This window comes from Thermosphaera sp. (genome assembly GCF_059755995.1).
Genome location: NZ_DBOUKL010000006.1, coordinates 23,110 through 35,631, shown reverse-complemented (window position 1 = coordinate 35,631; position 12,522 = coordinate 23,110). Strand labels below are relative to the sequence as shown.

Genomic DNA, 12,522 nt, shown 5'->3' with positions numbered 1-12,522 from the left:
CTTGTAGGCTCCGGGGGCTTCCTCACTGATCACTCTTTTAGTCGCAGCCCTCAGCACAACACCCTTCCTCGCAAGCTCCTCGGTTATTTTCTCAGGGCTGTAGGATCTTATCGCCTCACCCCTGCTCAGCCACCTGCCCGCTCCGTGCGGGGCGCTGAACCATGTCCTCGCCCCCTGGGCTGTCCCAACCAGTATATAGCTGGCTGTGCCCATGCTTCCCGGTATTAGCACGGGCTGGCCTATGCTCCTGTAGTCCGCGGGTATGTCGGGGTGTCCCGGCGGGAAGGCCCTCGTGGCTCCCTTCCTGTGGACTACAACCCTGTACTTCTCCCCGTTGACCACGTGCTCCTCCTTCTTAGCTATATTGTGGGCTACGTCGTATATTATTTCGAGACCCAGGTCCTCCGGGGGCTTCTTGAAAACCTGCTTGAAGCTCTCCCTAACCCAGTGGGTTATGATCTGCCTGTTAGTCCAGGCGAAGTTCGCGGCCGCGGCCATAGCTTTGAAGTAGTCCTGGCCCTCGGGCGAGTTGAAGGGTACTGCGGCAAGCTCCCTGTCAGGGACCTGTATCCCGTACTTCCTCATAGCCCTCTCCATGGTTACCAGGTAGTCGCTCGCAACCTGGTGGCCCAGCCCCCTGCTCCCGGTGTGGATCATGAGGGTTACCTGACCCACCCGGGTTATACCCAGGGTTTTAGCAGCCTCGGGGTCGTAGATCTCGTCAACCACCTGTATCTCGAGGAAGTGGTTTCCAGCCCCAAGTGTTCCAAGCTGCTCATGCCCCCTCTGCTTAGCAACCCTGCTGACCTTGCTCGCGTCGGCATCCCTCATGCTCCCCCTTTCCTCAATATGCTCCATATCCCTTTCCCATCCGAACCCGTGCTCCACCGCCCATTTAACACCGTGGTTTAAAACCTCGTCAAGGTCGCTCACGCTAAGCCTTAAATGCCCTGTTGAGCCAACCCCGCTGGGCACGTTCCTGAACAACGCCTCCACAATCTCTTTAAGCCTCGGCCTCACATCCTCCTCATCCATCTCAGTCCTCAACACCCTGACCCCGCAGTTTATATCGTAGCCTACCCCGCCAGGGCTTATCACGCCCTCCTCCACGTCGAACCCTGCCACCCCGCCTATCGGGAACCCGTATCCCTGGTGCCCGTCAGGCATCACGTAAGACTTCAGCCTGATCCCGGGGAGGCATGCCACGTTAGCAGCCTGCTCCAGGGTTAAATCCTCATGCATCTTCTTAATCAAGTACTCGTCAGCGAACACCAAGGCATCGGTGAGCATGCACGGCTTAGCTCCTTTAGGAATAACCCATTCATAATCCCCTATCTTCTCAACTCTAACACTAACCATAGGAAACGCCTCCACGCGTGAATCCTAATCATAGGATTAACTACACCGGCTTATAAACAAAGACACCCAAGCCCCCACCGCCCTTGCCCCGCAGAAACCGTCCGGAAAATCGACCGCGAGAAGGGCTCCCGCCATGGACTAGAACCCCCCGGTTCCAGCAGGGCGTCGCGGACGGCTTGTCAACGGGGAGCCCTGGTTTTCCGGAAAACCCGTAGAAAACCCCATAACCCCACTCAATCAAAACAATGACCAGAAGCAATCAAAAAAGACTGAAAGGATCGTATCTTCAATATTCTATTAATATGAGAATTGAAGCAATCATAAGAGACTGAAAGATCTGTCTTGTTGATTAGCGTGTCCCATCTTCTTCGAAGCCATAAAAATAGATTGAAAGATAAATACTTCCTCTACCTCCAGTAATTATTGGGCGGGTTGTCCGTGCAGAGGAAGGATTTACTCTTAATCATAGTGGTCTTAGTTATAGTGAGTGTTATTACACCCGTGCTGATCTTAACCATGGGTTTCACGCCCAGTGGAAGTGCTGGTGGTTCCCCATCAACAACGACTAGTACACCCTACACTGAGACCGAGACTGGGACAGTGACCATCAGTCCCGTGAACGAGGATGGCTTTGGTATTGTTTATGCGTATGTTGAAAATGTGGATTGGTATGAGTATAATTGGATCTTTGCGATGGTGATTGAAAACAAGTATAAGGATGTTGAAATTGAGAGTGTAACTGTGAACGGGAAACAACCTTTCTCCGTATCTTTCAATGGAACCAATATGGATGTATTTGTGATACCTGCTGGTTCAAAGATAGGTGTGGTAATTAAAGCTTTGATAATGAATGTTACAGAGGGAGATCATGTTAATGTTGTGTTTCATTTTGCTGATGGAAGAAAATATGAGAAAACTTTTCCACTAATATCTGGATACTTTGAAACAACAGGATTGGTTGAACCCATGTTTGAAGTGAGAGTGGAAGATGTTAAACTCGTTGAAGATCCCTCGTGGAATTATCTCAGATATACTTTCACTGTGGAGAATAAAGGAGTTGTTCCTCTCGTTATAACAAAATTTGCCAGTCCTGAAATGTGGTTCATTTCTATATCACGTAAAACAGACCCCAATGGCTTGATATGGGAGAGTTGTAGCCTCTCAGATGAGACGAGACCATGGAGTCCAATAGTTATTCTCCCAGGAGAATCAACACGCATCGCTCTCAATCTTTCATCATCCAACTTGTTTGAAACTACCGTTGTGAAATTTATGATAAATGACAATATGTATGAAACCTTTGTCCCCAATCCAGAGGCTCGGTTCACAAAAACCACGAAGCCTTTAGTTAAATTATACAACTACTTTGTTGAAAAAACAGAAGATGGATGGAATATCACTCTTATCGTAGCCAATATTGCGGATAGTTACATGCCTTTAAACTTTATCCGAGTTGAAGTGTGGAATGATAACAACACTTTGAAGTATGTGGGAGCAATATGGGTTGATCAATCAACGATAAGAAGGAGTGGAGATATAACCGTGTCACCGTTTCCAACACGTCCAGGAGAATATGCAATAGTGGAGTTGAAACTTGGAAATGAGTTCCTTCCTGGCGATCATGTCAAATTTAAATTTGGGAGTATAAGTTATAACAGTGGAGACGTCACCATAATCTTTGAATACGAAATAACCCTCTAATCTGAGGCTTAATCCTTTTCTCATCACGCCCTTCTTCCTGTGATGGCTAGTGTTAGGATGTATTGGTTGTTGGGTTTTTACGATGTAGAGATCGACGACAGACTCGCTGGAGAAGACTATTAAATAGCGATCTTTGCTATTATGAGTTCAATTATTCTATTGAAGCAATTAGAAAAGACTTAGATGAAATAGGAAAAACAAAATTTCTCATAAACATGGGTTGAAAATGGTTGGAAAAACCTAGAGACGGGGATCTACTCTGTATGTTCCATAGAGTTTGAAGCAGTTATAGAAGAAAGGACTGGGAGAGGAAGGGTTTATGGATAGGGGTTTTTGGCTGGAGGGTTTGTTTTTATCAGAACCTCTTTATAACTTATTAGTAATTAGGGATTGGAAATGCTTGTTGCACACTTTGCTGATACTCATCTTGGGAAAACTCTTTACAACATCTCTGAGACCATGAGGCAGTTTATCGATCACTTTGAGCAGGCTGTTGAGCAAGCGCTTAAAGAGCATGTTGACGCGTTTATTTTCGCTGGAGACTTCTTTGATGATAAACACCACCTTCCTAACAGGGTTTTGAAAAGGGCTATAGACATTGTTGGCAGGATAACTAGTGAGGGTAAACCAGTCTTCATTGTTCCAGGCGATCACGACAGGTGGACGCAAAGAGATGACTCACCAATAGAGCTTCTCAGGCTCTTCAGCAACGTGTACACGCCGGGGAAGGAGATATTCTTCGCTGAGAAGGCTTTGAAGGATGGGAGGGAGTATGTTTTCGCAGGGCTCAACTACTTCAACGTCAAAAATAGTGAACAGAGTAGGCAAGCCCTGTACAAGTACATTCAGGGAATGGATAGGGCCTTGGGCAAGTACGACGTGCTGATAATGCATCAAAACATTGAAAACTACTTCCCACTGGAGAAAGGTCTCGGTATAAGCAACATCCCTGTAACACCAAGGTATGTTGCAATGGGCCATCTCCACCGGAGAATAATCGAGAAGAGAGTTATCGATGGCAGGAGCCAGGTGATAGCGTACCCGGGGAGCATAGATATTTTCGACATTGACGAGGTTGAGGAAGCCAGGAGGAATGGTAAGGGATTCTACATAGTTGACCTCACCCCTGAGGAGCCTGTCGTGCACACGGTTAAAGTGGAGGCAACGCCTTTCGAATACGTGGAGACAGGCGTGGCTGAGTCGGAGTGGAAGCCTAAGATAGCTGAAGCATTGGCAAGGCTTGCGAAGCAGGTTAACCCGGGTAACAAGGGAATACTGTACGTCAAGATATTCGTGAAGGCAGGGGATATGGTAAGCCTCGAGAGGATAGAAGGCTTCATAGTCGATGAGAAGAAGAGGAGGCTCCAAGGCGGGCTGGAACTCATATTCCACAAGTTCGTGAGGGAACTCGTGAAGGAAACCTTTGAGAAAGCAAGCAGGATAACACAGCAAGCAAGAGGAGAGCTCGACACGCTCGCGGACTTCCTGGCCAGGGAGCTAGGGATCTCCCCTGATGAGGCTAAAAAACTAGCAGAGCATGTGGAAGGCTTGAAAGAAGCCTTCAAGCAGGGTGATGAGGAAGCGGTGGAGCAGATTATAGAGGAATTGGCTAGGGCAACCTTCTGGAGCAGGATCGGGATACCGGATGAATACGTTAAACTAGAGGAGGCAAAGCCCGGTAGGGTAAGCGAGCCCAGTGCTCACAAACCATCCAGGATCACGGACTACTTTAAAAGGTGAGACCTATGGGTGCAACTACACAGGTTCTTGATCAAACCGGTTCACGAGACCTGGACAAGGCTGGTGCGGAATCATCCACGCTAATTCTTCAGAAAGTAGTTCTTGAAGGATTCCTCAGCCACAATAAGACAGAGGTGGTGTTTGAGAAAGGAGTAAACACTATTGTTGGACCTAACGGGGCGGGCAAGTCAAGCATTCTAGAAGCAATATACTATGCTTTAACAGGTAATGGATGGAGGATCAGGAGGAAGGAACAACTCGTAAACCTAAAACACAGTAGTGCGAAAGTAATACTTGAGTTTAAACACGAGGGTAAAACATACAGGGTTGAGAGGCTGATCCCTTCAGGCGCATCGGAGAAAGCAATGCTCTGGGAGTTGAGGGAGGGAAAGGGTAAAGTGATAGCGGATAGAGCAACCGATGTAAACGCGAAGCTAGCTGAGATACTGGGGATAGAGACCTCAAAGCTTGACGGGATAGTGCTGGTAAACCAGGGAGAGCTGACAAAGGTTTTCGCATCCCTCAGCCCTTCTGAAAGGAAGGAGATACTTGACAAGCTTCTAGGGCTTGACCTGTATGAAAAAATAAGCGAGAAACTCCGGGAGTACTGCCCCGAGACCAGCACCCCCTACCAAGTATGCCCGGGAGCCAATGTTGAGAGAACGGTTGAGAACATTCGCGAGCAGGTTTTGAGAAAGCATAGTGGGCTCCTGGAGAGAAGGGAGGAGTATGTGCAGAAGAAGAGCGAGTATGAGCGTAAAATACAGGAGGCTAGGAGGAGGATAAGGGAGGAGAGGCTTGAGGAGAAGGCGTTAGAGCTGGAGAAGGCGAGGGCTGAGAAGGAATCCCTGAGTAATAAACTCTCCGAGATCAATGCGACAGCGTCAAGCCTGAGGGGGAACTTGCAATCCCTCCTCTCAAGGATAGCGGATTATGAGGAAAGGCTTGCATGGGTTGAACGAGAGATTCGGGAGAAGGAGAAGCTTGTAAAAACCCCATCCTTCAAGGAGCGGGTTAACAGCCTGATCAAGATCCACGGGGAGGAGAAGAGTAAGAGGGAGGTTCTCAAAGCCAGGGAGGAGCAGCTTAAAGCCCTTGAGAAAGTCCGGGGCGAGCTTGAAAAGCTCGAGGCTGAGCACGGGTCTCTCGTGAAACTAGAGGAAGCGGTCAGGAGCCTGGAGAGCGAGAAAACCAGTGCTCTTGAAAAACTTAACGCATTAAACCAGGAGCTGGGGAGCATAGAGGGGCAGGAGCGCAGGCTTGTAAGCGAGATCAGGAAGCTCCGGGAAAGAATCAGGGATGTTGTAAGGGGGAGTCAGCTTTCAAGGATTGAGCCGCTCATAGCTGAGGAAAGCGTTGAGAAACTTGAAGAACTGCTGAGGAAGACTGAGGAAGAGCTTGCCAGCCTGACCGCTGAGCTGGAGAAAACCGTGAGGGAAGAGGCTAGTAAGCAAGCCTTGAAGCAGCAGGTTGAGAAAAGCATAGAGCTTCTCGAAACCAGCCCCCAGCCCGAGTGCCCCGTGTGCAAGAGGCCCCTGGAAGGGAGGAGGAAGGAGGAGATACTTGCTGATTTCAGAAAACACCTCAGCGAGCTGGAGAAGGAGCTGAGGGATCTCGAGTCCAGGATTACGTTGCTGAGGACGAGGCAGTCCCAGGCTAGTGTCGAGCTGGAGGGTTTGAAACAGGTTGTTGAAGCATTGAAGGAAGTAGCTGGGAGGAAGGCTGAGCTGGAGAGGCTGGGTGAGAGGAAGAAGCAGGTTAGGGCAGTGTCTGAGCAGCTCTCGGCAAGGGTTAGAGAGCTTGAGGAAGCCTTGAACAAGTATAGAAGCCACCTGTCCAACTGGAGAAGCCTTGTAGCAAACTTCGACGTAAACACGTATAGTCAGCTCAAAGGAGAGGTTGAGGGTTTGAACAAGGAGATAGAAGGGTTGAGCAACGAGTTCACCCGTTTATCAACAGAGCTTGCCGGGGAGCTCGGGTTAGCTGTGAGGAGTCGTGAAGAAATTGTCCAGATACTGCAGGAGGAGCTTAAGAAGGCTACACAAGCTGAGCTAGATCTTGCTAAGCTAGGCGTTGAGAAGGAGAAGCTGGAGGCGGATATAAGGGATTTCAGGAAACAGGTCGAGGAGATAAGTGCACGGCTCAAGGAGCTTGAGAAGGCACGGGTCGAGGTTCAGGCCAGGCTGGAGAGCGTGGAGAAAACCCTCAAGGAGCTTGAGGAAGCTGGTAAGAAGCTGGAGGAGTTGAAAAGGATTATTGAAGTGAGCACGGAGCATGTTAAACTCTACACTAGCGAGCTTGAAAAGGTTGAGAAGGAGCTTGAAGACCTGAGGAACCTGGTTAAAGAAATTAATAAAGCGATAAGGAAAGCCATGATCATCAATTACTTAAGGGAGAAGATATTCCACAAGGACGGTGTTCCCAGGTATCTTAGAAGATACTATGTCGACTTAATTTCGAAAATGATGGAGAGCTGGAGCGATGTGTTCAACCTGCGTTTCTACTCGGTAAGGCTTGATGAAAACTACGAGCTCCAAGTAGAGTTAGCCGGGGCAAGGGGGAGGGTTCTCGGGGTTCCCCAGTTGAGCGGTGGGGAGAAAGTAGCCATAAGCATACTGGGGCTTCTCGCGCTTCACCAGATAGTTACACGAGGGAGAATAGGCTTCCTGGCTTTAGACGAGCCAACCGAGTATTTAGACCAGGAGAGGCGGCGCGAGCTAATCAATCTGTTGAAAAAGTTCAGGGGTGGTGAAGGAATCCCTCAGTTAATAGTGGTAACACACGATGTTGAGGTTAGGGATGCGGCGGATGTAGTGTATGCGGTGAGAAAAGAGGAGGATACAGAGTACTCAAGAGTGGAGAGGGAGGAGGCTTGAGGGAATACCTGTTAGAGCTTGCGTTGAGGAAGAAGGATGAGATAGCCTGGGCAATCCAGCAGTTAAGCAGTGATGAGTACAGGGCGATGGCGGAGGAGAACTGGGTTGAGTACACCCCTACTGTAAACCAGCCTGAATCCATAACAGCAGTTGACGGGAGCGCGCTAAGCATGGAGCTTCGCGACACCAGCATCTACGGTGTGAAAGCATACGCTCTCTCCAGGCACCAGTCATCGGTTAGGCATAAGTACATAGGGGACGTGGATGTTGTGACAGCGGCGAATGCTGACGGGCTTGTCAGAGCTTTCAGAGAGATATGCGAGGCGAAGATAGCTCTCGCATCCATAAGCAAGCTGGTACTCATAGACGGTAGCATAATATCCCTTCTCATAAACCCAGACCCTCTTACGAGAATAGGTATTAGGAGGGGGATAGAGGCGGTGGAGAGGTTGATAGGGCTTGACGAAGTAGTAGTTCTTTTAGATAAGATAAGGGAGCAGGCGTTGGAGCTGGAGGAGGCAGACCGGTACTTCGGCGACCCCTTCATCTCTAGGTCAATCCTTAAAGAGGTTAAGAAAGGAGGGATAGGGTTCACTGACATTGATGACAGCGTGTTTGAGGCGGCATTCGCTTTCACAGTCTTTGTAGAGAAGCTTCTTTCGCTGAGGCTTCTGCTGGATAAGTCCATGGTAGAGGGCTGGGGATTGGTTTACGTGTCCAAGAGAAGTAGGAGCAAGGAGTATTTGAGAAAGCTGAAGACTACCAGGGTCGGGAAAGCCTTCGAGGGGAGATTATCGGGGCCAACCGATATGGCGGTTTTCAGCAACTACACGCGTACACCAGGGTTTTCCAAGCCGTTAATAGTGGAGGAGGTGGAGACTATTAAAACTCTTCCATCAGAGGGTGTATTGAAGAAGCATGTAAGGGATTACTTTGAAAGCATCGGCATCATACTCACCTATGTTAGGCTTGTCCAGGACGGGCCCGTGCTCAAGCTTGAAATACCTTTCAGAAAAGGCTCAGCGGTTTCAGCAAGCACTGCTCGCGAAGTAGTTAAGAGTGTGATGGACATGCTTGCGGGCGAATCCTACAATGGGTATCCGTATCCGCTTATCCAGGTTGATAAGCTTGTCAAGGTGACGAGGCAGGATTTAAACCAGATCGCTTTTTCACTCGGCATACTCCCTTCTTTAACGGGGAGAGAGGTATTGGGTGAGTGGTATGTCGAGATCGATTAAACCAGAGGAGAGTGGTGGGAGATCTGTGAGCGGGGGAAGGATCAAACTTGGAAACATTATAGGTGAAACCTCGCACTCCAAGGTATCCTTCACAGCCTCGGAGCCCCCGAGGGTTGGAGAATACGTTCTAGTATCATACAGTAGCAACGGGAGCGAGAGGCTTGCCCTGGGAATGGTTGAAGAATCACTCATAGGCAACCCGCTACTGTCTATGGAACAGGTTAAGCCGGATTATGTGAGCAAGGCTCAGCTATACGGGGGTGAAATGGCGGAATACATCATCGGGAGGGCTAGGATACTCAGCTGGGTTGACACACTGGTTAACTCAGGTGTTGTTGAAACCCCTTCATACCCGCCGAGACCCGGGGCGCCCGTGTACAAGGCTGACGCGGATACTCTGAGGCATATTTTCTCGAAGGATGTGAGAGGGAAGGTGAGGATAGGGGTTCTTGTAAACCACAGGGACGTCCCAGTATCGGTGGATGTGAACGCGATAGTTTCAAGACACCTTGCAATACTGGCTATTACAGGGGCTGGAAAATCCAACACTGTAGGAGTCCTGGTTGACAGGATTGTAAATGAACTAGGCGGGACAGTAGTACTATTCGACATGCACAACGAGTATGGATGGGTTGCAGGAGAGGAGGGCACGTATTTCGTTGAGCCTAAGATCCACCCTGCCCGCCTAACCCTGCACGAGTTCTACAGGTTACTCCACCTGGATGAGAAGGCTCACAAACAGAGAAGATTCCTCAGGCAGGCCTATAGGGAGGTAGAGAATACCAGGTATCAGAGGCCTGAAGAGTTCCTAGACAAGCTCAAGGAGGCTCTTGAACAACGTATCGACGATGAGAAGAGGGGTAAGGGTGATGAGAAGAGGCGTAAGAAATCGGCGGACCAATCTCTCTCCGAGGTTTTAGAAAAGCTTGAAGACTTCCTGGAAGAGTATAGTGGGAAAGTTATCACGCCGACAGCACCCATAAACCTTGAGGAAGCCATAGTACCCGGTAAGGCAAACATTTTCAAGCTTGGCGGTGTCTCCGAGGAGGTTGCGGACGTCGTAGTCCACCACTACCTCAACTGGCTCCTTAGGGAGAGGAAGGAGCACGTTTCAAGCGGCCGGGAAAAGGGCTATCCTGTACCGGTTCTCGCAGTCATTGAGGAAGCCCACATCCTCCTCCCCTCGGACAGGGGGACCTTGACGAAGAGTATTGCCGGTAAAATAGCCAGGGAGGGCAGGAAGTTCGGCGTAGGCTTGTGCTTGGTGAGCCAGCGGCCTAAGAAGCTTGACGAGGATGCTTTAAGCCAGACGAACAACAAGATAATTCTAAGGCTTGTCGAGCCCGGGGACCAGAGATATGTTCAGAGCGCAAGCGAAACCCTAAGCGACGAGCTCCTAGAGCTGCTTCCAAGCCTGAACGTTGGCGAGGCAATACTCCTAGGCATGATGACCCCTGTCCCAGCGATAGTTAAAATAGACAAGTCAGCCAGGAAGAGCGGGGGAGGAGACATAATAGTGCATGAGGAATGGAGAAGATACGCGGAGTCGAGGAAGAAGCTGAACGAGGAAGCATCAAAATACCTAATGATGCCTGAGGATTGAGGAAGCCCTCCCTCAACTCTCAAGTTTTTCAAATAATCCCTGCTTTAAAGCATCTCACGAGTTCCTGCACTAACACCCTTGAAGGCTAGCTTTAAAGGTTACGAAGCGTTCACTCCTTGGCCACGCATTCTTAGGCAAGGTGTTTAACCGGGTTTTCAAGGAGCTCCTGGAGCTTGATTATTGACTGAGCCCCTGTTTCAAGGTTTTTCACAGTAGCCAACCCTTCCTTAAGCTCCCTCTCCCCGATGATCACCGCCCTGGCGTAGCCTTTCCTAGCGGCATGCCCCAGCGGCTTGGAGAAGCCGGGGGATCTGTAAACAGTTGTCTTGAAGCCTGCTTTAACCAGGGCTCCCGCAACCCTGTAGCCCTCTGACACCGGCACCTTGCTCGACAGGATCACAGCGACCCCGCCCCCGGTTCCCGGGGTTTTCACGCCCTGCAGCGCCAGGGCTATCCTGTCAAGGCCTAGCGCTAGGCCTGTGGAGTGCTCGAACACTCCCCCGTAAACCATGGTCAGCCCGTCATATCTTCCCCCGCCGCCTATGCTCACCCCAAGCGCCTTAGTCTTGTACTCGAATATGAGGCCTGTGTAGTATGCCAGCCCCCTGACAAGGGAGGGGCTGTACTCTACCCTGTAGCCGAGGCTTCTCAACGCATCGGTGAACTCCAGGAGCCTCGCATGCTCTTTCAAAACCCTCTCGTAATCCCCTCCCAGCAGCTCCCTGGCATCGTTTATGAAGCCCTCCAGCCTGTCAAGAGGGGTGTTCAAGAGTTCTTTGAGAAGGCCTGGGTCACCCCTGCTCGAGTGCTTCGAAGCCTCCTCCAGCGCCTTGTCAACCAAGCCCTTATCTATTAAGTGGAGGACGTGGTCCTGGATGTCCTCGGGGATCCCTAAACCCTTCATCAACCCTCTGTGCACTGCTACACTCCCCACGACATACTCGTGCCCGACACCGATCTCGTCGAGGAAGACGCTGGCGGTGAACGCGGCTGACAAGTCAGCGTTGATATCGGGGTCGCCGATCACTTCGAGACCAGCCTGCCAGAACTCCCTGTACCTGGCGTGCTGGGGCTCCTCATACCTGAAGCACTGGGCAACGTAGTAGAGCTTCAAAGGCTTCGGCTCACTCCTCATCTCTTTCAGGTAAGCCCTCACCACGCTAGCGGTTACCTCAGGCCTCAGCGCTAGAAGCCTCCCAGCCTTGTCCTGGAAAACATACATCGAGTTCCTAACTTCCTCACCGCTCTTAGCCTCGAACAGCTTGAAATACTCCACGGTCGGGGTTACAACGGGTTCGAAGCCTGTTGAAACAGCAGTCTTCTTGAAAGTGTTCACCAAGTACTCGTGTAGCCAGGCTTCAGGCCCTGTTAAATCCCTCATGCCGCGCGGAGGGTTGAGAATATCCGAGACCATTCTAACCCACCACAGGGCTGATCCTTGAAACCTCGTAGTATGTTAAATCACCCTGGAGGCTCACGATTGCGAAGACGGCTTGGAGCGAGTTGCTCCTAGCAGCCTCAACGTATTTGACAAGGCTCTCAGTACTCTCCAACGCCTTCTCCTCCAGCACGTACACCACTCTCACATCGCCCAGCTTATCCTTAACCAGGAAGCTGTTACCGCCCAGGGGCCTAACCCTCCTCCCCCTGTCCCTTAAATCCTTGTAAACGGTGAGCATGGGCCAGAAGAACTCTGCGAAGCACTCGTGCCGCAGGCTGACAAGAGCGTTCAGGTCTGAAGCCTCCTCTCCGCCGACTCTTACAACAGCCTTCCCGCCGAGCAGGAGGTAAGCTATCTCCACCAGGCTGAGAACAAGCACATCCCCATCTCTCCTTCCAAACCATTTACCGTCAAGCTCGTCGACAACCTTCCCCTCCCTGACAACCCCGTTGCACGAGCCCTCGTCGAAGTAGATAGTGACCTGCTGCTCCAAACCTAACACCCTGCTTAAGGGATGAATTCCCACGTTTATATTGCTGTAAAATTATTTTAAACTCGTGATGA

8 protein-coding genes are annotated in these 12,522 nt (G+C 50.4%); 5 read left to right on the top strand and 3 right to left on the bottom strand.

The window, feature by feature from the left end; all coding sequences use genetic code 11:
• Nucleotides 1–1,359, bottom strand: a 1,359-nt coding sequence (locus tag AC3OH0_RS00545) for an RtcB family protein (protein ID WP_498344357.1), incomplete at its 3' end; no start/stop codon positions are given.
• A gap of 438 nt (nucleotides 1,360–1,797) precedes the next feature.
• Here AC3OH0_RS00545 and AC3OH0_RS00540 point away from each other — a divergent pair.
• From AC3OH0_RS00540 to AC3OH0_RS00520, 5 genes are all read left to right on the top strand, one after another.
• Entirely contained in the window at nucleotides 1,798–3,060 is a 1,263-nt protein-coding gene (locus AC3OH0_RS00540) for a hypothetical protein (protein WP_498344356.1), read from the top strand.
• Between the two features lie 396 nt (nucleotides 3,061–3,456).
• The gene (locus tag AC3OH0_RS00535; protein ID WP_498344355.1) at nucleotides 3,457–4,800 is read left to right on the top strand and encodes a metallophosphoesterase family protein; all 1,344 of its coding nucleotides are present in this window, start codon (nucleotides 3,457–3,459) and stop codon (nucleotides 4,798–4,800) included.
• A gap of 5 nt (nucleotides 4,801–4,805) precedes the next feature.
• Nucleotides 4,806–7,676 (top strand): AAA family ATPase, encoded by a 2,871-nt coding sequence (locus AC3OH0_RS00530; protein WP_498344354.1) that lies wholly within the window; start codon nucleotides 4,806–4,808, stop codon nucleotides 7,674–7,676.
• Nucleotides 7,673–8,914 carry a DNA double-strand break repair nuclease NurA gene (locus tag AC3OH0_RS00525; RefSeq protein WP_498344353.1) on the top strand — a complete coding sequence of 414 codons (1,242 nt, stop codon included), beginning with the start codon at nucleotides 7,673–7,675 and terminating at the stop codon, nucleotides 8,912–8,914. The genes AC3OH0_RS00530 and AC3OH0_RS00525 overlap by 4 nt, the downstream gene beginning before the upstream one ends.
• Nucleotides 8,898–10,517 carry an ATP-binding protein gene (locus tag AC3OH0_RS00520; protein ID WP_193436492.1) on the top strand — a complete coding sequence of 540 codons (1,620 nt, stop codon included), beginning with the start codon at nucleotides 8,898–8,900 and terminating at the stop codon, nucleotides 10,515–10,517. Before AC3OH0_RS00525 ends, AC3OH0_RS00520 begins: the two co-directional genes overlap by 17 nt.
• A 130-nt stretch (nucleotides 10,518–10,647) precedes the next feature.
• On the opposite strand, the gene hisS is transcribed toward AC3OH0_RS00520, so the two are convergent.
• Nucleotides 10,648–11,931: a histidine--tRNA ligase gene (gene hisS, locus AC3OH0_RS00515; protein ID WP_498344352.1), complete on the bottom strand. Its 1,284-nt coding sequence runs from the start codon at nucleotides 11,929–11,931 to the stop codon at nucleotides 10,648–10,650.
• A 1-nt stretch (nucleotide 11,932) separates the two neighbouring features.
• Nucleotides 11,933–12,460: an endonuclease gene (locus tag AC3OH0_RS00510; RefSeq protein WP_498344360.1), complete on the bottom strand. Its 528-nt coding sequence runs from the start codon at nucleotides 12,458–12,460 to the stop codon at nucleotides 11,933–11,935.
• Nucleotides 12,461–12,522: the final 62 nt, after the last annotated feature.